This window comes from Methylocystis sp. L43, assembly GCF_015709525.1.
In the GTDB taxonomy this organism is placed as follows: Bacteria; Pseudomonadota; Alphaproteobacteria; order Rhizobiales; family Beijerinckiaceae; genus Methylocystis.
In genome coordinates, this window is the sequence record NZ_JADNRA010000034.1 from 36,942 (window position 1) to 59,487 (window position 22,546).

Consider the following 22,546-nt stretch of genomic DNA (forward strand, 5'->3'; position numbering starts at 1 on the left):
TTTTGTTTTGCGTCCATACCGCCGCCCTCGAAGCGGAGTCTCCGCGAAGCAGGATTGGTCCCGCTTCGCGTTCGGGACTACTCCCAGTTCCAGGCGACCGGCTGGAGCCAGCCGCCAAATTCTGGCCAGGCTTCGTTGCCGGCATAGAAAATGCCCGGCAGATTCTTGCCCGTGCCATATTCGTACTTCGCCGAGAAGATGAAGGTGCGCTGCGGGAATGGATGGAACAACGCGAACTTGTAGTTGTTCACATTGTCGATGCCGGCGTCGAACGACCATCGGTCGCTGTATTTGTAATGCGCGTGCAGATCGACAATGAAGAAGCGATCAGACGAGCCAAAGATGCCGTGCACGAGATCATTGTTCGCGAGCGTGCGCCAGATGCGATCCTGCCAGCGCATCGCCACCGTGAACGCCCAGCTGTCATCCGGGCGATAGGTGGCGCCGAAATTCCAACGCCATTTCGGCACGCCCGGCACGTTCTTGCCCGCGACCGAAAGCGCCCAAGGGAATTCAAAACTTGTGCCGAACGGCGAGGTCGCCGAGGGCGCTGAAGGCTGCCAGCGACTGAACGAGATGACGCGCGAATTGACGTAAGTGACGCTGCCGAACAGCTGAAGCCCCTTATAGTAGACGTCGTCCTTCTGCCAGGCGAGCTCTGCGCCGCTGTTACGAATGCGGTCGACGTTGATGTTGGCGTTGGTCTGAAAGACCGACCCGGGCGCAAAAGTGGCGTTGGAGATGATCGCGTCGCGCGCTTCTTCATCGAAGAGCGACAGCCGCGCCCAGCTGTTCGGACCAAGACTGCGCTGAAAGACGATCTCCTTGGTCAGCGCGGTCTCGGGACGCAGATTGGGGTTGGGATTGGTGACGAATCCCGTTGCGCCCGGCGTTGCGGTGAGATTGTAGAGTTCGCGCACCGTCGGAAAGCGATTGGCCATGCCGACATTGCCGGTGATCGTCCAATATGGATCCGCCTCCCAGCGCAGCGACGCCTTCGGCGACACGCGCGTGGAATAGAGATTGGGCTGGAAAATCGGCAACATGGTCCCAAGCTGCGCCGAAGAGCCGGTGGCGGCGGCGTTCAGACCGCCGAGGAGCTGATTGTATCCGTCGGAGGCTTGCCAATGCTCGCCGCGAACGCCGAGAGTCAGTTTCAGGTCGGGCCGCAGGAGAATCGCATCCTGCGCCCAGAGCGCCTGCGTACGCGTCGTGCCGCTGCCGACCGACTGGACGACGCCATACGACGACGCCATGCCCGCCCCCCAATTCGTCGTGAGCCAGATCGGATTGTTCGAGTGATATTGATCCCCGTGTATGCCGAAGCTGATGTCGTGCATGCCTTCGGGGCCGTCCGGCCGAAAAATGCCCTTCAGATCGAGAAGCGTCCAATATGTGCCGGTGAAGATCGTGTCGCGACCGGTCTGCGTATAACCTCCGAAGGGATTGATCGCAGTCGAGGGCACGCCGCTCCAGGCCGAACGCGAGGAGCTGTAGGGGTAGGTGAAATGCGAGGCGGAAAGCTCGAAGTCGAAAACGCCCTGCGTATTTGACTTAAGCGCCAGGGAGTTGACCAGGATCGTCTCCTGATAGCGTAGATTGGCCGCGCCGAAGCCCTGCAGAGTCGTTGTAGAAAGCGCTGCGGGCCCCGAAGGCGGCCCAAAAACTTCGTTGCGTCCTCCCGACAGATAGTTCAGCGGCCAGGACACGCGATCGCTGTTGAACACGCCGAGCGTGTAGACGCCGCGGATCGTCGGCGTGAAGTCGTAAGCGACCTTCACCTTGCCGTTGATGAAATTCTCCTCCGAGATCGATCCCGAGCCGACGATCGACTGCGGCACGCCATAGACGTTCTGGGAGAAGATCGCGCCTGGATAGGGATAGAAGCGTCCGGCGTTGATGAAAGAAATCGGCTGATTGTTGTTCCAGGCGTAATTCAGCGCGACGAAATAGGACAGATCACCGATTTTATCGCCGATGGTCAGCGCCGTCGTTGTCGTCGGCAGGCCGAGCTGAGCGCCCCACCACGCAAAGTCTTGCACAGCCACGGTCTGCTTGGCGGTGACTTCGAGATGCTCCGGCATGCGCGTGGTGAATTTGATGACGCCGCCGATCGAATTGCCTGGATACTGCGCCGCATAAGGCCCGTAGAGGTAGTCGACGCGTTCGATCTCTTCCGGCGAAATAAGCCCCCAGCGCGGCTGGCCGTCGGTATGTCCGTTGGAGATAAGCTGGCTGATCAACAGGTCGTCGACATAGACCAGAGCGCGCGCGGACGAGAGGCCCCATGTGCGCGTCTGGATCATGCCCTCGTTGCCGCCGCGCAGTTTTCGGATGAACAGGCCCGGCACATATTTGAGCGCATCCTGGCTGTCGACGATGTTGATCTTCTCTTTGATGTCGCGGCGCGTGACGCTCGCGACCGTGTTGGGCAATTGCCAGCGCTGAACGAAGGCCGGCTTGCCGTCAGGAAGCGTCGCCGACCAAATTGAGACAGGCACGGGCGCGGGCGCCGGAGCCGGCGCGACATTTGTCGCAGCGCCTGGAACGCCGGTCGTCGGCCGCCTGACAACGCCGCGACGTTGACCGCCGACGTCGATCGTCGGCAGCGACTGCTGCGCAGCGGCGCGCGTCGCGTAAAGTTCGGAAAACGCAAAGATGGCGAGAGCGCCGGCGGAGACGCCGCGCAGGAGAGAGTGACGAGACATGAAATGCTTCCTTCTAGCGCCGGTCAAGGCGGCGCGACTGACCTGAACGGCTTTCGCCGTCGTAACGTTCGGCAGATCAGACGAAGGAAGGAGGTCCGCGCGGAGGGGCGCTGCGGTTTGGCCGCGACGGGACAAACGCCTGCGCCGGCGGCGCCCGCGGCGCGAGATTGTGTTCGACGCCCCGGATCGCAAAAACGGCGTCCGAAGGCGGCGGCGCGCTCCAGCCGAGTTGGCAGAGCGCGCAAGAGCACCCGTCGCGGTCCGTGTTGTCCAGAGGCGCTTGATCGGAACCGCCCTGCGCCACAGGCGATGTGTTCGCCAGCGAATGGCATTTCGCGATCGGCGCGTTCGCCGCGTCAACGGATCTCGACGCCATCGCCTCGCAAGGCGATACGAGCCTCGCGACGAGCGCAAGGAGAGCGAGGAGAGCGAGGAGTTGGCGAATGCGCATAGGCTCTTGCGAATTCGACGTCATTAACTTTAGCGACGCCGTAATCGCACATGAACCGGTAAACCGAGACTTTCCAAGCCTGCGCGCGTTGTCAAAGGTTAAAAAATCAACTAAGAGACATTTATGTCACAGTTGCGCGCCATGCGTCGGGAATTCCGCGCGGCATTCGCCGTCGCGGCCGCTTGCGCGCTGATGTTCTCACTTCTTTTATCGGGCGCGACGCGGCCGGCGCACGCATTCGCGGACCAAGGCGGAATCGCCTGCGATCATGCCGCCTATGTCGCAGGCCTGCACGCAAACGCCGCGCAGAAGGGGGGGGCGACGCAGCGCGACGGCTCTCCAACGCATTCTAAGCATAGATGCCCGGACTGTTGCCTCAGCGTCCATGCCGCGCCGGCCGTTCTCCCAGAACGCGTCGCTTCGGCGTTGCGGACCCCCGCAGAGCGCCCTTCTGAAATTCGGCATTGCGGCGTCGCCACGCAGCCGCCCGAGAGTTTCGCCGCGAACGGCGCGAATGGCGCGCGCGCTCCACCCTCAATTCATCTTACCTGAATTGCGTTAGACTCCGGGCCGCGCCGCGCAGGAGTCTGATTGCGGGCTTTCGCGGCCTCTCGTCTCGCTAAGATATAATAAAACAAAGGCTGACGCTTCGCCTGCGCGATCGCCGCAAGCGCGTCCCAATGAACGAGTGAGTGAAAATGGATTACAACACGCTTTCCCCTCTCGCCATGTTTCTCAACGCCGGTCCTGTCGGAAAGGCCGTCATGGCGCTGCTGCTGCTCGCGTCGATCTGGACGTGGGTGCTCATCGTCGAAGGCGTGGTGGCCGTCACCCGCATCACCAAATCCGCGCGTTCGGCGCGCCAGGGCGGAGACGTTGGCGTTCTCGCGCCGGTCGCCGAAGCGGGCCGCGAAGCCTTTGCGCTCGATCTGCCGGATGAAACAATCGGCGACAAGCGCGCCCGCATCGCCGACCATATGAGCCGCGCGGCGCGCGAGTTTTTGACCAAGGCGGAGGGCGGCCTGCCCAATCTCGCCGTCATCTCGTCGGTCGCGCCCTTCGTCGGCCTTTTCGGCACGGTGTGGGGCATCATGACGAGCTTCGCCGGCATCGCTCAGTCGCAGGACACGAGCCTTGCGGTCGTCGCGCCGGGCATCGCTGAAGCGCTTGCGGCCACCGCCTACGGACTTGCCGCCGCTATCCCTGCCTCGGTCGGCTACAACCGCATCGGCGCCGCCTTCGCGCGCGTCGGCCAGCAGGTCGCGCACTACATTGAAGACGAGGCGCTGCTGATGTGCAGCGGCCATCAGACGCGCGCGCGTCGTGAGCGGGAGGCTGCGTAATGGGAATGCCCTCACGCCAGCGCCAGAGCGCAACCGAAGGCCTTTATCAGCCGCTCGCCGATATCAATGTGACGCCGCTCGTCGACGTCATGCTCGTGCTGCTGATCATTTTCATGATCACGGCGCCTTTGCTCGCCAAGGGCGTCAAGGTGAATCTGCCGCAGGCGAGCGCCGCGATGCCGATCAACCAAAAAGACCCCATCGTCGTGACGGTGGGCAAGGAGGGCAAGATCGCGCTTGGCGCGGACGAGCTCTCAGCGGAGGCGCTCATCGACGGCATCAAGGTGATGATGGGCGACGACCAATCGCGCGTCGTTCATATCCGCGGCGACACGGAAGCTGTTTATGGCGAGGTGGTCGCGGTGATGGATAAGCTTGCGACGAACGGCATCACCCATATTGCGATCATGACCAACTCGCGCAGCAAGACCGGCGCAGGCGTCAAAGCCGCGCCCGGCCGCGCCGCGCCTGCCGCGGGCGCTCTGCCCGCGCAAGCTCCGGCGGCGCCCGCGGGAGCGCTGAAATGACCGATTTCGCGCTGAGTCCGCAAGACATGGCGCGAGAGGGCGACCACCACCCGCCTTCGGGTCCGGAGCCGGTCAAGCCCTCCTGGCTGCGCTCGGTGACGACCGTCCTCGTCATCGCGGCGCATGTCATGGTCTTCGGCATACTTGCCTATTCGGCGAAGCCGACGGCGGTATCGCTCGACTCTGTCAGCATGGACCTCGTGCCGGAAGGCGACTTCTTCGAGCAGGAGGAAGTCGCCGAGGCCGACGACACGCCGCCGCCCGAAGCGGTCGAGGAGCCCGACATCGCGCTTCCGCCGCCGGTGGTGATGGCGCCAGACGCCGTGCCTCTGCCCGCCAAGAAGGAAGATGTCGACAAGGTCAAGAAGAAGGTCGAGCAGCAACAGGTCCAGCGCGCGCAGCAACGCCAGGAGGCGCAGGCGCGTCGACGCTACGGCGCGCCCGAGGGACAAGCCGGGAATTCAGGCGCATCGCAGGCGACGTGTCTTGCCCATATCGCCGCAGCGCTTCGTCGCCATACGCCAGGCAATACCAGCCTTGGTCCCGGCAGCGCGAGCGTGACGTTCCACGTCAATGCGGGCGGCGGTCTGTCGGGCATCTCGGCTTCGGGGTCGACTCCGGCGCATGCGGCGCTCGCGCGGCGGATCGTGTCCTCCGCACGCGGACCCGGCATGTGCAGCTCGGCCTTCGTGAGCCAGGCTTTCGCCTTCCATTGACGCGAACGGCGGCGGACGCTCGCGCCCGCCGCCTAAGATCGTTCCGGACATTGGGGGCCTGATGATGCTCGCGCGACTGCTTACCATCGGCGCGGCGCTCGCCGCTTGCGCCGCGCATGCCGAGGACGCCAAGCCCGCGCCCACGGCGCCGACGCCAGCACGAACCGCAGCGCCAACGCAAACCACAGCGCCGACGCGCGCCGCTGCGCCAAAGCCCGCCGTGCCTGCGACGACCGGGGGCGTGGCAGCCCCAGCCGCGGCTCCGGCGATGTCGGAGAGCAAGTTCCTCGGCGTGCTCTACACGGCGATCGCTAAGCAAACCCCTTCGGAAAGTCCTGCCGGCGACGGCGAGGTGACGGCCAGCTTTCACGTCAACGCGCAAGGCAAGATCGACAAGGTGACGATCGACAAGACGACAAGCCCAGCGCTCGCCGAGACGGTGAAGAAGATCCTGTCGAGCGTCGAAGCGCCCCCGCCGCCGGGCGGATCGATGGATGTGGGACAAACGTTCAAGTTCCGCGCAACGCCGAAATGAGTCGATCGCGCCGTTCAAAACTCTCGGTCCGTGGCTGAATTGAATCCATGCGCAAGAGGCCCGCGCATGTTTATCGAAGGAGAAGAAAATGCGGCATACTTCTCGACTGACATTGAGTCTTTCTGCATTGGCGTTCATTTGCGCGCTTGGCGCGAGCGGACCGGCGCGCGCGCTCGATGAGGCGCAAAAGCCCAAGGCCGAAGACAGCGCCGAACCGAAGCGCGAAGACAGCAAGGATATGAAATCCGAGGAAAAGACCGAAAAGCGCGAGGAGAAGACCGACGTCGGGCGCGAACAGAAACCGAAGGCCGCGCGGGACGAGAAGGCCGCCGATAAAAAGAAACATGCCGACAACAGCGCCTATCTGCGCAAGCTCGGTCAGCTCATCCGGGCGCGCTCGCCGGGCACGACAAGTCTCGGCGAAGGAAGCGCCGTCGTTCGCTTTCGTCTTGGCGCTGCAGGCGCGCCCAATAGCGTCGCCGTCGTTTCAGCGTCGACGCCCCGTCACGGGCAATTGGCGCGCTCCATCGTCTCGGGCCTGCGGGCGCCGCCGCCGCCCGGCGGCTCCTATGACGGCGTGCAGAGTTTCAGATTTCACTAGAGAGACGCCCTTGCGCCTGCCTCGAAAAGCGTCCGCCTTGGGCCGCAAACAGGAGAGAAGAATGAAGCGCATCGCCTTTGCCCTGCTCGCCGTTTGCGTCCCCGCTACGCTGACCGCGCAAGAAGCGCCGCGAAGTTCCGCAGACGCTCCTAAGGACGCGGCGACGCCGACTCAGTCAGCGCCGCCGGCCGCGATGAATCACCATCCCGCCGCCGCCTGCGCCGAGGCGAAGGTTGACTGCGCGGCGACCGCCGTTCCCGCCTTTGCGAAGGACGGACGGCTGTGGGTCGCCTTTTCAGTCGGCAAGAGCCTTTACGCGGCCGCCTCTTCGGACAATGGCGCGACGTTCTCCGCGCCGACCGCGATCGCCACGGTCGGCGACGGAATGATCGACGCGCATGGCGACGCGCGCCCGAAAATCGTCGCGCTCAAAGACGGGACGCTGCTCGCGAGCTATACGACGCGGCCCGACAAGCAGATGATCGGCACGATCTTCACCGCTCGCTCGACCGACGGCGGCAAGACGTTCTCGACGCCGCAGGCGCTTCTGGCTGAGGGCGGCCAGCGCTTCGACAGCATCGTCGTCAATCGCAAGGGGCGCATCTACGCCGGTTGGCTCGACAAGACGCATGCGCTCAAAGCCAAGGCGGAAGGCAAGGAGTTTCTCGGCAGCGGCGTCGCCTTCGCCTATTCGGACGATGGCGGCAAGACCTTCAAAGGCAAGTCGATCCTGATCGATCACGCCTGCGAATGCTGCCGCATGTCAGGCGCGCTCGACAAGGACGGAACGCCGGTCTTCGCCTGGCGACAGGTGCTAGATGGCAATGTTCGCGACCATATGGTCGCCAAGCTTTCCGCGGACGCCGCGCAAGCGACGGCGACGCGCGTGTCCGACGACGATTGGGCGATCAATAGCTGCCCGCATCACGGACCATCGATCGCGATCGACGCCGCCGGCGATTGGCATGTGGTCTGGTTCACCAAGGGCAAGAAGCGCCAGGGGCTCTATTACGCGCGCAGTCTCGACGCGGGCAAAAGCTTCTCGGAGCCGGAGAAATTCGGCGACGACGCGCGCGCCGCCGGACATCCGACGCTGGTCGCGGCCAAGGGCCGCCTGTATCGCGTCTGGAAGGAATTCGACGGCGCGACGACGACGATCGCCATGCAAATGTCGCGCGACAACGGCAAGAGCTGGAGCGCGCCGCGCGTCGTGGCGCAAACGCTGGACGCCTCCGACCATCCGGAACTCATCGCCCATAATGGCGCGGCGTATCTATCGTGGTTGACGCATAAGGAAGGCTATCGCCTGACGCCGCTGCCGCGGGATGAAAAAAGCGCGGCGGCGCCGCAGTGACGCCAATTCGGATGGGCGCTGCCTTGTCATTCGCGACGCGCGCGCCGCGCGTGACTGGTAATCCAGAAACGATCAACGGCGCCAGCTTGATCGCTCTCGATTCCCGGTCGGGCCTGCGGCCTGCCGGGAATGACAAGAACCATAATAGTTCAGTGGGACTTCGCCGAATGCGCCTCATGTCTTTCGCCCTCGTCTTTGCGCTTCTTGCAGGAGGAGGCGCCTTCGCGATGGACTTCAAGCCCTACGGCCGCGGCGGCTTCAGCCAATTGACCAAGGCCCATGCCGGCAGGCCGCTCATCGTGCATTTCTGGTCGGTGACCTGTCCGCCCTGCCTCGTGGAATTGCCGCAATGGGCGAAGATCGCCGCCGAGAAAAAGGGCTTCGACGTCGTCTTCGTCAACACCGACGGCGACGATGACCGCGCCCGCGCGCAGGCGCGCATCGAGAAGGTCGGGCTTTCGAGCGCGGATCATTACGGCTTCGCCGACGACTTTGTCGAAAAGCTTTATTTTGAAGCGGACAGCGCCTGGCGCGGAGAATTGCCCTTTACGGCGCTCGTCGCCCCTGACGGCGGCGTCGTGACGGTGACGGGCGCGGTCGACGATCCGCTCATCGTCGAATGGCTGGAGAAGCGCGTAGCCAAGTGAAGCGGCCGCTTACCAGCGGCCTCTCGCGTAAAGCACGCCGAGCACGATGAGAAGCGCCAGCAATTGCAGGCCGACGCGCCAACGCATCAGCTTCTGCGAGCGGGCCGGCGCGCCCGCGCCGCCGCGAAACATATTGATGAAGCCGGCGACGACGACAAGAATCACCGCCGCGACGGCGACGACGACCAATAGATTTGAAGAACTTGGCATGAGCGGCGCTTCTCCCTACTCGGTGCGCTGTAGAGAAGCGCGCGCCCGCGGGCAAGGCGTTTATCGCCGCAGCAGGCGCTGCAGATAATCGAGCTCTTCCTGCGGGCGTTCAGGCTGACCGAGCCTGCGGCGCAGCTCCTCCTGCACGCGATGGGCGCGCTGCGCCGGCGGCAGGCCGAGCGGATCATATTTCCCATAGGAGTCGGGACGATTGCCGTCGCCGGGCGCCCGCCCGAGCGGATCGCGGCCCTTGCCGCGGCGCCCGCGCCTGCCCGGGCTTCCACCCTCTTCTTCGGCGTTTTGGTCTCCCTCGCCGCGCATCTGCTGCGCCAGCCTGTCGGCGCCTTTACGCAACGCCTGCACGGCGCGCCCTTGCGCGTCGACCGCCCTGGCGCCGCCTTCGCCGGCCTTGCCGAGCGCATCCTCCGCTTCCTTCATCGCGCGGCGCGCGTCGTCGAGTTCTTCGGCGGCTTCGACGCCGCCCTCGCGCAGCGCGTCCTGCTGGCGCTCAAGCCGCTCGCGAAGCGCCTGCTGGCGCTGGCGCTCGGCGCTGAGTTCGTCGTTCTGCGGCTGCCCCTTCTGACGATGGCCGCGCGCGCCGCGCGATTCAATATCGCTCGGCGCGTTCATCCCCTGGAAGGTGTCGTCGCGCAATTGCTGCTCTTCGCGCGACAGCTGATCGAGGTCGCTGAGCGCGCGCGCCATTTCGCGCCCGCGCCCGCGGCGCTGGCCCGCGCCCTGCGCCGTCTGCACATTTTCGAGAATGTCCTGAAGTTCATCCAGGAGCCTTTGCGCCTGCGCCATGTCGCCGGATTTCAAGGCCCGGTTCATCTCGTCGAGCATCGCCTGCAACTCGTCCGGCGTGACGGTGTCGCCGCCCTCCTCCGACTCCTGACGCGGCGAACCTTCCGGCGGCAATCGGCTGCCGAGCTGCTGAAGGAATTTATCGAGCGCGGCGCGAAGCTCCTCGGCGCGATTGGCGATCTCCTGCTCGCTGTCGCCGCGCGCGATCGCATCCTTCAATTCGCGCTCCGCCGCGCGCAGATCGCGCTCCGCTTGGGAGGTGTCGCCCTCTTCCAGGCCGAGCGCCATCGCCCACAGCATGTCACAGACGCCGCGCAATTCGTCGTCGCTGCGCGGACCCTCGAGACCGCGGCGCGCCTCACGGAGTCCGAGATGGACGGCGGCAGGCGTATCGAAAGCTTCCGGCGCGATTGACAGCGCCTCGAGCGCCGCGCGAACGCTTGCGCGCGAATCCGGTTCCAGCGCGAGGATGCGCCTCTGTTCGGCGAGCGCGCGCGCCAGCGGCTTGACGAAGCGGCGCTGCGGCAGAGTCACGTCGATCGATTCAGAAGCGCCTTCATTGTCCGCGGCGTCCTTGGCGACGAGGCGCATCGCGAGCTTCGCGCCGCCGAAAGGACTGTCGGCGAGATCGATTGTCGCCTTGGCCTCGCCCTGACCGCCGCCGCCGGGCGGCAAAGCGAGCGCAAGACGCGGCGGCTCGTAGAGCGCGCGCCGCGCGCTGGGCGGGCCGCTAAAGACCGCTTCGGCGCCGACGACGCCGTAATCGTCCGTGGCGCGGAACGCGAGCGTCATCGAGCCCCGAACATTGTTGCGCGGCTTTTCCGTCAGCGCGATGGTCGGCGGCTTGTCCGGGATCGCCGCGAGATCGAAACGCCGACCGTCGGAAAGCGACACGCGCGCCGCGCCAGAGAGTTTGAACGCCTGCTCTTTCGACGCCCCCTTTTGCGCGTCCTCGGCGGCAGCCTGCGCGGCGGCCAGTCCGCCGGAGACGGATACGCCAGAGTCTGGAGGACGGATGCGCAGCATCGAATTGACGGGCGCCTCGATGGGCGCATCGCTCTCCTTCGCCAGCACGATCGGCGGGCGCCCTGTATAGGCGGGCGGTTCGAGCCAGGCGTCGACGCGCGCGGCGGTCCCGAAGCTAGCGGACGTGCGCCAGTCGAAAGCGGCAGCGATTCGCGCGCGCTTTTCATCGCCCGCCATGAATCCGGCCGCAACCGCCGCGACGAGCGCCAGCGCGCGCAGCGCATAGGGGTCGCGCTGAGGGACGCGCGGATGCGGCGCCTCGATCGGCGTCTGCGCCAGCGCCGCCTCCAAGCGCTGGCGGTGCAGCGCCCAGAGCGCCTCGACCGCCGCGTCGGGGTTCGGACTGGCGAGCCGATCCTCGAGCGAAGACGCAGGACGCAGCGCGGCGTCGGCGCCGCGGTCCAGCCGTTCGAGCGCGGCTGCGCGATGCGGCAAGCCGCGCGCAGACTCCCGCGCGACGACATAGAGCGCGGCGAAGCCGAAGAGCGCCACGCCGCCGATGCGCGCCTCCAGCGGCGCAGCCTGCCAAAAGCCCAGCCAGGAGAGCGCCAAAAAGAACAGGAGAATCGTGGCGAGCGCCAAGCCGGCCCGCCAGACACGCTCGGCGATGAGCGCAAGCGCCGACCGGCGCAGCATCCCCTCAAGACGCGGCGAGGTCTTTGTCCCCGTGGGCGAATTCTGGTGCTGAAGCTCGTCCATTTATTCTCCGAGAGCGCGCCGATGACAATGGCGGTTTCGTTACGGGCAGACAATCTTGGCCGTAGGAAAATGGTCAAATTCAGCGCATTGGCGCATCAAGGGCGGAGCGCGCTAACATGCTGCATGATCCGCAAACCCAAGGGTGACGTCATTGGCGACGTCATTTCGCCCCCGATCGGCGATCTCGCGCTGCTGCCCGCGCCTGTCGCCAGGATCCGCGACAAGATTCTTGCCGCGACCGAGACTGGCGACGTCGAGGCGCTCCGCATTCCGATCGACTGGAACGAGACGCGCCCGCTGTTCGCCAAGAGCGGCGCCTTCAAGGCCGGAACCGATCCCATCGAGATTTTGAAGACGCTTTCCTTCGATCGCAAGGGGCAAGAAACGATTTCGCTCATCCGTTCAATTCTTGCGCAGCCCTTCGTCAAGATCGTCCGCGGACCGACGACGCTCTATGAATGGCCGGCCTTCGCGCGCCATCCGCAGGCCGCGGCCAATGAGGACGAGGCGCGCGCAAGGTGGCGCTGCGTGCGTTTCGCCGATCTTATGCGCTCAAATGCCGAAGGAAAGCCGCGCGCGACTCGCATCGGCGTCGGATCGGACGGCGTTTGGCACTACTTCTGGAGCGAAGACTAGAAGTTCGCCGAAGCGTTGGGAGACGACGCGGCGGCGATCGCCGCGCCCATTAGAGAGGCCGTTCGGCAGGTTGAACGCGACCGCTGGCTGCAAAGCATCAAGTCAGATTTCGCGCTCCTGCTCATGCGGCGCGGCGTGCGAGCGACCCTCGTCTTCGGCGCGCTTCAACTCTTCCGCCTCGTCGCCTTCGATCGCCTGCTCGGCTTCCTTCGCCGCTTTGTCGACCTTGCCGCTTTCGACGAATTTCCGTGTCGCGTCATTATACTGCTTGGCGGCGGTGCGGCTGCCTTCGCCTTCGTTCTTCGGCTGCTCGTCGTTCTGCGCGGTCATTGGGTTCTCCTGTGGCTTTTGTATTCGCGCTAGCTGGCGCGCTGTTCGTTGCGTTTGCGCGTTGCTGCGGCCTTTTTGGCGGAAGCCGATCGTTCCGAAGCGGGACGCGATGCGGAAGCTTCACCGCCGATCTTGCCGCCCTTGTGCGCCGCCGGATTGCCTGTACTCGCGCCGCGGCCGGACCCTGATTTCTTGCCGCCGCCGTCGTCCTTGTTCACGGTCGCCCAGGCGCGGCCCTCGGCGTCCTTCTCGGACACGCCGCGTTTCTCGTAACTTTCTTCGATGTGCTCGGCCTTGCGTTTTTGCTTGTCGGTATAGGCCGACTTGTCTCCCTGCGGCATCGCTCATCTCCTCTTGCGCGCAATCGGGAATGAGCGACTAACCGCGCGCGAGGTCGCAATGTTCCGCGGCGTCGCGCAAACTTTGCAAAAGGAGGATTAGAGCGCCGCGTGAAATCGCATCGGCGCGCCGCTGGAAGGCGTTACGAGTTCACCTTCCCACATGACCTTGGCGCCGCGCACGAACGTCCCGACCGGCCAGCCGACGACGTCCTTGCCATCATAGGGCGTCCAGCCGACGCGCGAGGCGATCCAGGAATTGCGGATCGTCTCGCGCCGCTTCATGTCGACGACGGTGAGATCGGCGTCGTAGCCGACCGCGGCGCGCCCCTTGCGGGCGATGCCGAAAAGCCGCGCCGGACCGGCGCTGGTCAGGTCGATGAAGCGCTGCAAAGTCAATCGGCCGGCGTTGACGTGATCGAGCAGCAGCGGAACGAGCGTCTGCACGCCCGTCATGCCAGACGGGCTATTGGGATAAGGCTTGGCCTTTTCTTCCAGCGTATGGGGCGCATGATCGGAGCCGAGCACGTCGACGACGCCCTGCGCCACGCCGCGCCAGAGGGCTTCGCGATGGCGCGCCTCGCGCACCGGCGGATTCATCTGCGCCAGCGTGCCGATCCGCGCATAATCGCTCGCGTCCATCGTCAAATGATGCGGAGTCACTTCGGCGCTGGCGATGTCCTTATGCTCGGCGAGCAGCGCGATCTCTTCTTGCGTCGTCACGTGCAGCACATGCACGAGGGCGCCCTTCTCGCGCGCGATATGCATGAGCCGACGCGTCGAGCGCACCGCCGTCTCGACGTCGCGCCAGACCGGATGCGACGACGGATCGCCGGAGATGCGCAACGACTTGCGCAGATTCAGCCGGTCTTCGTCTTCGCTGTGAAAGGCGGCGCGCCGGCGCGTATGCGACAGCACGTCCGCGATGCCGGCGTCGTCGGCGATGAGCAGCGAGCCGGTCGAGGAGCCCATGAACACTTTGATCCCGGCCGCGCCGGGAAGCCGTTCCAATTCGCCGAGGTCACGGGCGTTCTCATGCGTGCCGCCGACCCAGAAGGCGAAATCGCAATGCATGCGCCCGCTCGCGCGCGCCACCTTGTCGGCAAGCTCCGCTTCGCCCGTCGTCAGCGGATTGGTGTTGGGCATGTCGAAGACGCCGACGACGCCGCCCAGAACCGCGCCGCGCGATCCAGATTCAAGGTCTTCCTTATGCGGGGCGCCCGGCTCGCGGAAATGCACCTGGCTGTCGATGACGCCAGGCAGAATATGCAGGCCGCGACAGTCGATCGTCTCACCGGCCGAGGCGCGAGACAGATCGCCGATCTCGGCGATCTTGCCGTCGCGAAGGCCGACGTCGCGCGCGCCCTCCCCGTCCTGATTGACGAGCGCGCCGCCCGAGAGGATGACGTCGAAGATCTGCGGCATGGGGTGGCGCCTCGCTTGCGATGTCGTCGCGGGGTGGAGTTTTGTTGCTAATGCGCCAAAGGCGCGCGAGACTCAAGCAGCTGGCGGCGGAGGCGGAAGAGAGACATGACGACGGCGATTCTGCTCGATGACCGCGCAATCATCGAGGTTGCGGGCGAAGACGCAGGCAAGTTCCTGCATAATCTGGTGACCAACGACGTCGCCGCGCTCAAGCCCGGCGAGGCGCGCTACGCCGCGTTGCTGACGCCGCAGGGCAAGATTTTGTTCGATTTTCTGGTCTTTGCCGCGGGCGAAGGAGGCTATCTGCTTGACTGTCCGCTCGCCCTTGCCGCCGATCTCGAAAAACGTCTGAACATTTACAAGCTGCGTTCGAAAGTGACGGTGACGAACCGCAGCGGCCAATTTGACGCGATCGCCTTTCCCGATGAGACGGAGGCGCCGAAGGTCGAGGCCGTCGCCATCGCCGCCGACCCGCGCGGGCCGCTTGGATTTCGCGCCATCGCGGAAAAAGGCAAGATCCCGACGCAGGACGGGCGGAGCGCCTACGAGGCCCAACGCATCCATGCCGGCGTGCCGCTCGGCGGCGTCGATTTCGACTATGGCGGAACCTTTCCGCACGAAGCCAATATGGATCTCCTCGCCGGAATCGATTTCAAGAAGGGCTGTTTCGTCGGGCAGGAGGTGGTGTCGCGGATGAAGCATCGCGGCCTGGTGCGCAAGCGGATCGCGAAATATCGCGCGCTGAGCGGCGCGCCCGCGCCGGGCGAAGCGATCCGCGCCGGCGACGTTGAAATCGGCGTCACCGGCTCGCGACTAGACGGAGAAGGTCTCGCCATGATCCGTCTCGACCGTCTTGGCGACGCCCTGGCCGCTGGCGCGACGCCCGTGGCCGCGGGGGCGGATTTGTCTTTTGAGACTCCGGACAAACCGCCGACATAGTGACACGACGGCCGCCGCAGCAAAGGAGCGCAGGGGCGCCATCACGCCTGCCGGAACTTGGTCTTCTTGGAGTCTTTCTTGCCGAAGGAATGCACGTACCAGCCCACGCCGAGAGCGAGCGCGACGGTGGTGGCGACGGCGACAGCGGTCCAGGCGCGCAGAAACTCTTCGCCGACCGAGAAAGCGAAACGGGCGTTGTATTCCTTGCGGCCGTCCGGGCTTCGCGCCCGCACCAGAGCGACGTAATCTCCCTTTTTCTTGAAGTTGTGTTCGAGCTGGATCACCCCTGTCCGGAACTGGGCGGGAGGGAGATAGGCCTCGTTCGGCGCGACGTCATCGTCCCCTTTCGGGTCCGCTTCGACGATCCGGATCTCCACCATCATGTCGCGCAATTCGTCCTGCATCGTGTCGACCACGATGGTCGTCGGTCCGGTTTCGGGAACGTCCTCGCAGAACTGATCTCGCGATTGCGTCGGCTGATAGAAGGTGAAGGTGATGACGTTCGGGCCCATCTGGGCCGAGCATTCCCGGACTTTCTGGAACGCCTTGGCGGAATCCCTACGCACCGCCTGTGCGTCCGCGCGGGCGATCAAGCCGATCGCCGCGATGAGAATGAAGAAGAGCCTAATTCTGAACATGTCTCCGCCCGGCTTCGACAGGGTGTTTCGAAAATCGAGAATGCCGCATTTTTGGGCCTGCCGTCCATCGCCTCCCGACGCCGAAGGCGACGAGAGGCGACAAAATGAGCTCTGTCCTGGGAGTTTCTGCTCATTCCTCCCGCGCCGCGCCGTCGTTCGTCTGGAGGTCCGAACGCGGCGCGGCGCGAGAATCTTGAGCCTTACGCGCCCGTCAGCAGTTCGACGCCTTCCTTGCCGATGACGCGATGAATGTTCAGCAAGAGCTGGACGACAACGCCAAACACGCCGAGCGCCATCCAGCCGAAGAACACGAAGCCCCAATGCAGCGGCGCAACGAACAGTTCTTCCATGAACCAGAACGTGTGGCCCCACTCATTCAGGCCGACGTTCGGGATGATCATGAAGGGTCCGATCGAGACGATCAGATAGGCCACCGAATAGCCCTTCGAGAAGTAGGGGATTCGCGTCTTCGCATGGAAGAAGCAGCCGATCGCCAGAATCGAATAGATCGGGTAGCTCATGTAGAACTCGATGATATGCGACGGCGTGAAGTCCGTGTCGCGAATCACCGTCATGTGCCAAGTGCCGTCCTGCTCGGTGAAGAACGACGCGCCCCAATAGATCGCCGCCGCATAGACCACGAGCCACGCGGCATTATCCACGATGGCCTTCATTTCCTGCCGCGGCGTGACGGTCGACATGTCGCGAACGCGCGTCTTCCAGAGCCAGCCGGCGAGGCCGACGCCCGAGATGAGTTCAAGCGGAATTTCGGTCCACAAAATGCTCATCCAGTAGGTCTGGAACTCAGGCGCGAATGAATCGAGCCCGGCCCGCCAGCCGTAAATCTGCTCGTAGATGCGCACGACGAGATAGAAGCCGTTGAGCACCGCAAGCCCGATCCACATCCCCTTCAATTCAACGATCGGCTCGGCGCGATCAATCGCGCCTGCTGCCGATTGCGTGGTTATGCTCATTTGTCTCTCCTTCAGTTCGACCGAAAAATGACGATAATTTCTCGGCGGCCTATAGGATTGCGCGCAGAGCGGCTCTCTGCAGCGCGCTGGATTAGACATTGGTCGGGCTATATCGGACAGCGACAGCGCTGGTTCACAGGGAGGCTCCGATCTGGGCGCAAGGCGGGGCGTTTTGCAGTGATGTTGCGCTCGAGCGTTTAAGTGATGCGCCGATTATTTTTGGCGCGCTTGGACCCATCTCCGGTAGGCGCCTGGCGTCATGCCTGAATATCGAGAGAACGCGCGACGAAAACTGGCTTCGTCAGCATAGCCAGCTCCCGCCGCCAACCGCTTCACGGTATGCGCCGTCGTTTCGAGAAGGGTTCTCGCGGCTTCGAAACGAATGCGTTCGATGAAGCGCTTCGGCGTCTCGCCTGATGCGCGCTGGAGATAGCGGTGCAACGTTCGAACCGAAGTGCCGAGCGCACGCGCGAGGCCTAGCACGGTCAACGGAGAGTCGCCCGCCTGCCGAATAATGTGTTCAGCCTTCAATAGAAACGGGTCAGACGCAGCCAAATGACCAAGTGGAATGTAGTTGAATTGCGTTGACGGGACAGTGTCGACGACCGTGAAGTCGGCGGCGACCTTGGCGGCGGAAGCGCCATAAAGCGAACGTATCACATGAAGACAAAGATCTATCCACGACAGAGGGCCTCCCGCCGTGACGACTCGACTGTCCTCGATCAGTGAAGCGCCCCACAGAGCGTCGGCGCGTGGATACCGATCTCTCAATTCATCGTGTCGCCACCAGGTTGTCGTGCAGCGTCGACCATCGAGGAGGCCCGCTTCGCCAAGCAAAAATACGCCGCTGCATGAGCCGCATACCAGTGCGCCGAGCGCATGTTGGCGCCGCAACCATGCGGCCGCAGCGTCGATCGACGCTGTGCCGAGGAAGCGATCACCGTCGTCACAAAGGTAGCCAGGAACAATGACGGCGCTCGCTGGGATCGCTGTAATGCTGCTGTCCACTTCCAGTCGGCGACCGCTACTGTCCTGGACAGGCTGTCCATCAAAACTTGCGGTGGAGACGCTGATCGGCTCGCGATTTTCTTCCTTGGAAATCGTAAGCCAACTTAACTTCAACATGTCCACGGCGCCGATCAAACCGGCGCCTAGGCAGCCGTCGTAACCGAGGACGATAACTTCCATGGTCGAGCCCGTTGCAGCCCGAAGCTGCGCCAGCGGCCCCTCCCTCCTCAGCGGCAGTTACCGCGGACGAGTTCAGGGGCGGCCTGGAGTTTATCGGCGAGAACGTCTATTTTCTCGATCGACGGCGGTTTGGCAAGGAGCTCCGGCGCTTTCGCCATCAGCGCTTTCGCGACTTCGCCGGAAAGATGCGCCGCGCGGCCCTCTTCGTCAGGAAAAACGTCGAAGATGGCGAAGGTGGAGGGCCCTGTGCGAACCGCGAACCATGCGGTGGTGTCGGGTTCTGCCTCGACCAGTTCCAAAGCGCCGATGAGAAACTGCGCCAGCTGCATTTCTTTTCCGTGTTGCGCCTCGAGCGTCACAAACAATCCAACCTTGGTCATCGCCTTACTCCCGCCGGTTGCGCGCCTCTTTGCCGCCCAAGCGCTTGTAGGCGACAAAAAACTCTCTAAGGGAAAAAGCCGTCATCAATCCCGCCGTCGCGAGACTGGCGGCGAGGAGAAAGCCGTTGCCGCCCACGCCCGCCGATTCATCGGCGATCGCATCGCTTGCGACGTAATAGGCGCATGCCCAGACGACGACGATCCAGATCAAGACGCCGGCCGCATACAAGGCGTCAACATTGATCCACTGGCTTCTGGCGTGTTGTTGTGACGCTTTGACCATCGCAACCTCCGCAGATGAATGAGGGGAACTGGCGTGGCGCGATCCTGTGTTTCAACGCCTTTCGGCGCAGTACGCCAGTTCTGCCAAAAACGGTGCAGAATGCGCCACTGCGAACTCGGGTCAGGAGTTTGGGCCTGCGCCGTTGAATTCTTTCGAGATGTTGCAGCCGGGGAGAAGGCCTACGGGAGCCTGTGCCCTACGGGAGCGCCTGTGCTATGGCGTCACTGCAATTCAGCGCAGTCAAAATTCCTTGGTCTAGCTCAATAGCTTTTGCTGTCGCAGAGCCCAAAAACGCAAAAAGCCCGCACTAAGCGGGCTTTCAAAGACCGACAAAGCGGCGGGATTAGCGAACCAAAGTATCGAGCGCGACGTCCATAGCGCGGACGAGCGCCACATTGCCGAAGAGAATGACCGCAATCGCGAGCGCGACGTAAAACACGTCCGTCACCGCAAGATGTCCAGCCGCACGCTCGGCGACGTCCCGTTCAGTCGGCTGCACATTCATCTGATCTTCCTTCCAGCGTAAAAATGTATCGTACTGGTCGCTTTTTGCACAAAACCCGCCCGCTTGATGTGCGAAAACACACAAGCGATGCTCAACGCTTCAGCAGCCGATTGGTTGCCTTAATAAACCCACAAAGATTGAAATTTTGTGACATTCGACCTCAAACTTCATCGCCAAGCGGTTCGCGTCCGCGACATGCTGCGACCGGCCCGGCTTTCGTTTCGGCGGAAAGCTCTATAAGTTCAGTGCTCGAACCGGCTGCAGGCTTATGCTTAGAACGGCCGGGCAAGGGTGGACAGCGCCACAGAGCGAAAGAAGGGAAGGGCCACACGTGAGCGGAAGCCTGAACATCAGCGGCCGTACGACCGAAAGCGTCAACGCTCTCGCGGGCGCGCTGGTCGACCGTCTCGTCGCCGGCGCGGCGAAATATCGAATCGCTGTTGAGCGCGGCAGTCTCGGCGAATTGCTGATCGACGCCGGCGCCAAGGTCCCGGGCGGCATAGAGGCCGGCCTGCTGCTGACCGAGATCTGCATGGGCGGACTTGGGCGCGTCGCCCTTTCTCACGCGCCGGCCGCGCCCAAATGGCCCTTTTGGCTGACTGTCACGAGTTCTGATCCGGTCGTCGCCTGCCTCGCCAGCCAATACGCCGGCTGGAGCCTGAGCCACGAGAAATTCTTCGCTCTCGGGTCGGGCCCAGGGCGCGCCCAGGCGCGGGCCGAAAAGCTGTTCGACGAGCTGACGTATCGCGATCTGGCCGACCGCGTCACCATCGTCCTCGAAAGCAGTTCGCCCCCGCCCAAGGAAGTCGTGGAAAAAGTCGCCGCGCGCTCAGGCTTGACGCCGGACAAAGTCGCCTTCATTTATGCGCCGACGCAGTCGCTCGCCGGCGGCGTGCAGGTGGTCGGCCGGGTGCTCGAAGTCGCATTGCACAAGGCGCATGAGCTGCATTTTCCGCTCGACGACATTATCGACGGCGTCGCCACGGCGCCGCTCTCGCCGCCCCACCCCGACTTCGTGCAGGCGATGGGCCGCACCAATGACGCCATTATTTACGCCGGGCGCGCGCATCTTTTCGTGAAGGGTTCGGCGGCGGCCGCCAAGGAACTCGCCGAAAAGCTGCCGAGCGACACCTCGCGCGACTACGGCCGGCCGTTCGCCGAAATCTTCAAGGCGTATAAGGGCGACTTCTATAAGATCGACGGCAGCCTGTTTTCGCCGGCCGAAGCGCTGGTGACGGCGGTCGAGACCGGAGAAACCTTCCGCGCCGGCGAGATCAATCTGGCGCTCTTGGATAAATCGTTTGGCGGGTGATCGCCGGGGCGTTTTGTGACTGCGTTCGACCTGCTCGATAGATCCGACCCTACCGCTCCTCCGCATGAGGATGGAGGGCCGCCGCCGCGCGTGGCGGTCTTCACCGACAAGCTCGACTGGCATGTGATCCGCACGCTCCGCGCCTTGCGCAGGCAGCGCGCAACGGCCGTCGCCGTAAGGCTCTCCGCCTGCAAGATCGAGACGGGCCGCGCCCAGGGCCTCATCATGCCCGGATTTCGCGACCTGCCCGATCTCGCCATCGTTCGCGCCATCGGCGACGGCTCGCTCGAAGCGATCACCATGCGGCTCGGGGTCCTGCACGCCCTAGAGGCGCTTGGCGTCCCTGTCGTCAACAGCGCGCGCGCGATCGAACGCTGCACCGATAAATCCATGGCGAGCTTTCTTCTGGCGCAGGCCGGACTGCCGACGCCGCAGACTTTCGCCGCGCAGACTCTCGCGCAGGCGCGCGCCATTGCGCGGCGCGAATGCGCCAAAGGCCCGCTCGTGTTGAAGCCGCTCTTCGGGGCGCAGGGCTGGGGCCTGCGATTGATCGAAGACGAAAGCGATCTGCCGTCGCTACAGGACGCGCGCGGCGTGTTTTATCTCCAGCGCTTCGTCGGCCCGGCGCGGCCGCCCTTCGAAGACATGCGCATTCTCGTCTCGGGCGGCGAAACCATCGCCGCCATGCGCCGGCGCTCGAGCCATTGGATCACCAATGTGCGGCAGGGCGCAAAGCCGCTCGCCGTCGAGCCATCAGAACGGGAAGCGGAGATCGCGCTCGCCGCGGCCGCGGCGCTCGGCGTCGACTTCGCCGGGGTGGACATCATCAATGATGAGCGCGGCGCGCCGCTTATACTTGAAGTCAACAGCATGGCGGGCTGGAGCGGACTGCAGCGGGTGACGCCCTTCTCGATCGCCGACAGAGTCGCCGCCGACGCGCTTGCGCAGATGACGCGCGCGCGACTTCGCGCCTGACGTGGCGAATTTCGCGGCCGACCCGCAGGAGATCGCGACCGCCTTCATCGCCGCCTGCGAGGCGGAGCTGCAGGCGCCCAAGCCTGGCAACGTCCATGTCTTCGCCGACGGCCATGGCATGACCACGGCGGATTTCCTCGCCAGCGCCGAGTCCGCCGCGCCTTTTCTCGCCGCGGCGCAATCGAGCGTCGGCGCGCGCATCGCCGGGGCGATCGAGGCGACGCGGGCGCGCGTCGGGCAAAACACCAATCTCGGCATCGTGCTGCTCTGCGCGCCGCTGGCGCAAGCCGCCGCGACCGCGCAAAGCGTCGATCTGCGCGAGGAGACCGGGCGCGTGCTGCAGGCGCTCGACATCAACGACGCGGACGCCGCCTTTCGCGCCATCGCCCATGCGCGGCCGGCGGGGCTTGGAGATGCGCCGCAGCATGACGTCCATGCGCCGGCGCAAACGACTCTCCTCGGAGCGATGCGGGCCGCCGCCGACCGCGACCGCATCGCCTGGCAATACGCCAATGGCTTCGCCGATATTTTCGACCTTGGCCTTGAGACCCTCGCGGAGGCGCGCGCGCGAAGCGCCGATGCGGCGCTCGCGACGCTCGCCGTCTATGCGGCCTTTCTCGCCGCTTTTCCGGATAGCCATATTGCGCGCAAGCATGGCCTCGCCGCCGCCGAGGCGGTCCGCGGCGAGGCGGCGCCTTTTACAAAGAGTCTCAAGAGCGCCAAAGGCCGCGCGGCGGCATTCGAACTGGCGTTGGACTTCGATCGCGCGCTGAAGCAGCGCGGGTTGAATCCCGGCACGAGCGCCGATCTGACCGTCGCGGTTCTTTTCGCCGATTATCTTGGGGCCATCTTGGCAAGGCCGCGCAAAAATGGTTGAGTCCGCCGCGCGCGGGATGGACTCGCGGCTATCTGACCACCGGTCGGATCGGGCTTTTTCGCTCGGCGCCGAAGAGGGGATAGAGTCGCTCGGGGCCGAATGGCGCGCGCGATCATGAGGAATTC

25 protein-coding genes are annotated in these 22,546 nt (G+C 64.3%); 12 read left to right on the top strand and 13 right to left on the bottom strand.

Annotated features, from left to right (window positions below; translation table 11 throughout):
• Window positions 1-77: 77 nt before the first annotated feature.
• The gene (locus IYX23_RS14865) at window positions 78-2,708 is read right to left on the bottom strand and encodes a TonB-dependent receptor (protein ID WP_196393702.1); all 2,631 of its coding nucleotides are present in this window, start codon (window positions 2,706-2,708) and stop codon (window positions 78-80) included.
• Window positions 2,709-2,784: 76 nt separating this feature from the next.
• Complete coding sequence (locus tag IYX23_RS20650) at window positions 2,785-3,183, bottom strand: DUF2946 family protein (protein ID WP_348643669.1); 399 nt, start codon at window positions 3,181-3,183, stop codon at window positions 2,785-2,787.
• A gap of 674 nt (window positions 3,184-3,857) precedes the next feature.
• On the opposite strand from IYX23_RS20650, the gene IYX23_RS14870 reads away from it, so the two are divergent.
• From IYX23_RS14870 to IYX23_RS14900, 7 genes are all read left to right on the top strand, one after another.
• Window positions 3,858-4,502, top strand: coding sequence for a MotA/TolQ/ExbB proton channel family protein (locus tag IYX23_RS14870; protein ID WP_196393701.1), 645 nt, complete (start codon window positions 3,858-3,860; stop codon window positions 4,500-4,502).
• A complete protein-coding gene (locus IYX23_RS14875; protein ID WP_196393700.1) occupies window positions 4,502-5,029 on the top strand; it encodes a biopolymer transporter ExbD in 528 nt (175 codons plus the stop codon). The genes IYX23_RS14870 and IYX23_RS14875 overlap by 1 nt, the downstream gene beginning before the upstream one ends.
• Window positions 5,026-5,745, top strand: a complete 720-nt coding sequence (locus IYX23_RS14880; RefSeq protein ID WP_196393699.1) for an energy transducer TonB — start codon at window positions 5,026-5,028, stop codon at window positions 5,743-5,745. The genes IYX23_RS14875 and IYX23_RS14880 overlap by 4 nt, the downstream gene beginning before the upstream one ends.
• 61 nt (window positions 5,746-5,806) lie before the next feature.
• Window positions 5,807-6,280, top strand: coding sequence for an energy transducer TonB (locus tag IYX23_RS14885; protein WP_196393698.1), 474 nt, complete (start codon window positions 5,807-5,809; stop codon window positions 6,278-6,280).
• Window positions 6,281-6,368: 88 nt separating this feature from the next.
• Complete coding sequence (locus IYX23_RS14890; protein ID WP_196393697.1) at window positions 6,369-6,881, top strand: hypothetical protein; 513 nt, start codon at window positions 6,369-6,371, stop codon at window positions 6,879-6,881.
• A 61-nt stretch (window positions 6,882-6,942) separates the two neighbouring features.
• Window positions 6,943-8,235, top strand: coding sequence for a sialidase family protein (locus tag IYX23_RS14895; protein ID WP_196393696.1), 1,293 nt, complete (start codon window positions 6,943-6,945; stop codon window positions 8,233-8,235).
• Window positions 8,236-8,402: 167 nt separating this feature from the next.
• Window positions 8,403-8,882, top strand: a complete 480-nt coding sequence (locus IYX23_RS14900) for a TlpA disulfide reductase family protein (RefSeq protein WP_246716837.1) — start codon at window positions 8,403-8,405, stop codon at window positions 8,880-8,882.
• A gap of 9 nt (window positions 8,883-8,891) precedes the next feature.
• Here IYX23_RS14900 and IYX23_RS14905 read toward each other — a convergent pair whose 3' ends face one another.
• Complete coding sequence (locus IYX23_RS14905; RefSeq protein WP_196393694.1) at window positions 8,892-9,092, bottom strand: twin transmembrane helix small protein; 201 nt, start codon at window positions 9,090-9,092, stop codon at window positions 8,892-8,894.
• 60 nt (window positions 9,093-9,152) lie between these two features.
• Window positions 9,153-11,621: a TIGR02302 family protein gene (locus tag IYX23_RS14910; protein WP_196393693.1), complete on the bottom strand. Its 2,469-nt coding sequence runs from the start codon at window positions 11,619-11,621 to the stop codon at window positions 9,153-9,155.
• Between the two features lie 123 nt (window positions 11,622-11,744).
• Between IYX23_RS14910 and IYX23_RS14915 the strand changes: the two genes are divergently transcribed.
• On the top strand, window positions 11,745-12,257 hold the full coding sequence (locus tag IYX23_RS14915) for a hypothetical protein (protein WP_196393692.1): 513 nt from the start codon (window positions 11,745-11,747) through the stop codon (window positions 12,255-12,257).
• A gap of 102 nt (window positions 12,258-12,359) precedes the next feature.
• On the opposite strand, the gene IYX23_RS14920 is transcribed toward IYX23_RS14915, so the two are convergent.
• From IYX23_RS14920 to IYX23_RS14930, 3 genes are all read right to left on the bottom strand, one after another.
• The gene (locus IYX23_RS14920) at window positions 12,360-12,587 is read right to left on the bottom strand and encodes a hypothetical protein (RefSeq protein WP_196393691.1); all 228 of its coding nucleotides are present in this window, start codon (window positions 12,585-12,587) and stop codon (window positions 12,360-12,362) included.
• A 29-nt stretch (window positions 12,588-12,616) separates the two neighbouring features.
• The gene (locus IYX23_RS14925) at window positions 12,617-12,928 is read right to left on the bottom strand and encodes a plasmid stabilization protein (protein WP_196393690.1); all 312 of its coding nucleotides are present in this window, start codon (window positions 12,926-12,928) and stop codon (window positions 12,617-12,619) included.
• A gap of 96 nt (window positions 12,929-13,024) precedes the next feature.
• The gene (locus IYX23_RS14930) at window positions 13,025-14,350 is read right to left on the bottom strand and encodes a dihydroorotase (RefSeq protein ID WP_196393689.1); all 1,326 of its coding nucleotides are present in this window, start codon (window positions 14,348-14,350) and stop codon (window positions 13,025-13,027) included.
• A gap of 105 nt (window positions 14,351-14,455) precedes the next feature.
• On the opposite strand from IYX23_RS14930, the gene IYX23_RS14935 reads away from it, so the two are divergent.
• A complete protein-coding gene (locus IYX23_RS14935) occupies window positions 14,456-15,289 on the top strand; it encodes a folate-binding protein YgfZ (RefSeq protein ID WP_196393688.1) in 834 nt (277 codons plus the stop codon).
• 41 nt (window positions 15,290-15,330) lie between these two features.
• Here the strand turns inward: IYX23_RS14935 and IYX23_RS14940 are convergent, their stop codons facing one another.
• The 6 genes from IYX23_RS14940 to IYX23_RS14965 form a co-directional block, all read right to left on the bottom strand.
• The gene (locus IYX23_RS14940) at window positions 15,331-15,927 is read right to left on the bottom strand and encodes a hypothetical protein (RefSeq protein ID WP_246716838.1); all 597 of its coding nucleotides are present in this window, start codon (window positions 15,925-15,927) and stop codon (window positions 15,331-15,333) included.
• A 200-nt stretch (window positions 15,928-16,127) separates the two neighbouring features.
• Entirely contained in the window at window positions 16,128-16,901 is a 774-nt protein-coding gene (amoC, locus tag IYX23_RS14945; protein ID WP_196393687.1) for a bacterial ammonia monooxygenase, subunit AmoC, read from the bottom strand.
• 213 nt (window positions 16,902-17,114) lie between these two features.
• On the bottom strand, window positions 17,115-18,089 hold the full coding sequence (locus tag IYX23_RS14950) for a helix-turn-helix domain-containing protein (protein ID WP_196393686.1): 975 nt from the start codon (window positions 18,087-18,089) through the stop codon (window positions 17,115-17,117).
• Window positions 18,090-18,136: 47 nt separating this feature from the next.
• Window positions 18,137-18,469, bottom strand: coding sequence for an antibiotic biosynthesis monooxygenase (locus IYX23_RS14955; protein WP_196393685.1), 333 nt, complete (start codon window positions 18,467-18,469; stop codon window positions 18,137-18,139).
• A 4-nt stretch (window positions 18,470-18,473) separates the two neighbouring features.
• Window positions 18,474-18,752, bottom strand: a complete 279-nt coding sequence (locus IYX23_RS14960; RefSeq protein ID WP_196393684.1) for a hypothetical protein — start codon at window positions 18,750-18,752, stop codon at window positions 18,474-18,476.
• Between the two features lie 343 nt (window positions 18,753-19,095).
• Window positions 19,096-19,257 (bottom strand): hypothetical protein, encoded by a 162-nt coding sequence (locus tag IYX23_RS14965; RefSeq protein ID WP_196393683.1) that lies wholly within the window; start codon window positions 19,255-19,257, stop codon window positions 19,096-19,098.
• A 331-nt stretch (window positions 19,258-19,588) separates the two neighbouring features.
• On the opposite strand from IYX23_RS14965, the gene mch reads away from it, so the two are divergent.
• From mch to IYX23_RS14980, 3 genes are read left to right on the top strand one after another with little or no spacing between them, the layout of a single operon-like run.
• Window positions 19,589-20,569: a methenyltetrahydromethanopterin cyclohydrolase gene (gene mch, locus IYX23_RS14970; protein ID WP_196393682.1), complete on the top strand. Its 981-nt coding sequence runs from the start codon at window positions 19,589-19,591 to the stop codon at window positions 20,567-20,569.
• A gap of 15 nt (window positions 20,570-20,584) precedes the next feature.
• Complete coding sequence (locus tag IYX23_RS14975) at window positions 20,585-21,544, top strand: RimK family alpha-L-glutamate ligase (protein WP_348643670.1); 960 nt, start codon at window positions 20,585-20,587, stop codon at window positions 21,542-21,544.
• Window position 21,545: 1 nt separating this feature from the next.
• The gene (locus IYX23_RS14980; RefSeq protein WP_196393681.1) at window positions 21,546-22,421 is read left to right on the top strand and encodes a triphosphoribosyl-dephospho-CoA synthase; all 876 of its coding nucleotides are present in this window, start codon (window positions 21,546-21,548) and stop codon (window positions 22,419-22,421) included.
• Window positions 22,422-22,546: the final 125 nt, after the last annotated feature.

Bases quoted from the DNA above. Each gene is read 5' to 3' on its own strand.
- IYX23_RS14865 (WP_196393702.1), bottom strand. From the start codon at position 2,708: ATGTCTCGTCACTCTCTCCTGCGCGGCGTCTCCGCCGGCGCTCTCGCC.
- IYX23_RS20650 (WP_348643669.1), bottom strand. From the start codon at position 3,183: ATGACGTCGAATTCGCAAGAGCCTATGCGCATTCGCCAACTCCTCGCT.
- IYX23_RS14870 (WP_196393701.1), top strand. From the start codon at position 3,858: ATGGATTACAACACGCTTTCCCCTCTCGCCATGTTTCTCAACGCCGGT.
- IYX23_RS14875 (WP_196393700.1), top strand. From the start codon at position 4,502: ATGGGAATGCCCTCACGCCAGCGCCAGAGCGCAACCGAAGGCCTTTAT.
- IYX23_RS14880 (WP_196393699.1), top strand. From the start codon at position 5,026: ATGACCGATTTCGCGCTGAGTCCGCAAGACATGGCGCGAGAGGGCGAC.
- IYX23_RS14885 (WP_196393698.1), top strand. From the start codon at position 5,807: ATGATGCTCGCGCGACTGCTTACCATCGGCGCGGCGCTCGCCGCTTGC.
- IYX23_RS14890 (WP_196393697.1), top strand. From the start codon at position 6,369: ATGCGGCATACTTCTCGACTGACATTGAGTCTTTCTGCATTGGCGTTC.
- IYX23_RS14895 (WP_196393696.1), top strand. From the start codon at position 6,943: ATGAAGCGCATCGCCTTTGCCCTGCTCGCCGTTTGCGTCCCCGCTACG.
- IYX23_RS14900 (WP_246716837.1), top strand. From the start codon at position 8,403: ATGCGCCTCATGTCTTTCGCCCTCGTCTTTGCGCTTCTTGCAGGAGGA.
- IYX23_RS14905 (WP_196393694.1), bottom strand. From the start codon at position 9,092: ATGCCAAGTTCTTCAAATCTATTGGTCGTCGTCGCCGTCGCGGCGGTG.
- IYX23_RS14910 (WP_196393693.1), bottom strand. From the start codon at position 11,621: ATGGACGAGCTTCAGCACCAGAATTCGCCCACGGGGACAAAGACCTCG.
- IYX23_RS14915 (WP_196393692.1), top strand. From the start codon at position 11,745: ATGATCCGCAAACCCAAGGGTGACGTCATTGGCGACGTCATTTCGCCC.
- IYX23_RS14920 (WP_196393691.1), bottom strand. From the start codon at position 12,587: ATGACCGCGCAGAACGACGAGCAGCCGAAGAACGAAGGCGAAGGCAGC.
- IYX23_RS14925 (WP_196393690.1), bottom strand. From the start codon at position 12,928: ATGCCGCAGGGAGACAAGTCGGCCTATACCGACAAGCAAAAACGCAAG.
- IYX23_RS14930 (WP_196393689.1), bottom strand. From the start codon at position 14,350: ATGCCGCAGATCTTCGACGTCATCCTCTCGGGCGGCGCGCTCGTCAAT.
- IYX23_RS14935 (WP_196393688.1), top strand. From the start codon at position 14,456: ATGACGACGGCGATTCTGCTCGATGACCGCGCAATCATCGAGGTTGCG.
- IYX23_RS14940 (WP_246716838.1), bottom strand. From the start codon at position 15,927: ATGTTCAGAATTAGGCTCTTCTTCATTCTCATCGCGGCGATCGGCTTG.
- amoC (WP_196393687.1), bottom strand. From the start codon at position 16,901: ATGAGCATAACCACGCAATCGGCAGCAGGCGCGATTGATCGCGCCGAG.
- IYX23_RS14950 (WP_196393686.1), bottom strand. From the start codon at position 18,089: ATGGAAGTTATCGTCCTCGGTTACGACGGCTGCCTAGGCGCCGGTTTG.
- IYX23_RS14955 (WP_196393685.1), bottom strand. From the start codon at position 18,469: ATGACCAAGGTTGGATTGTTTGTGACGCTCGAGGCGCAACACGGAAAA.
- IYX23_RS14960 (WP_196393684.1), bottom strand. From the start codon at position 18,752: ATGGTCAAAGCGTCACAACAACACGCCAGAAGCCAGTGGATCAATGTT.
- IYX23_RS14965 (WP_196393683.1), bottom strand. From the start codon at position 19,257: ATGAATGTGCAGCCGACTGAACGGGACGTCGCCGAGCGTGCGGCTGGA.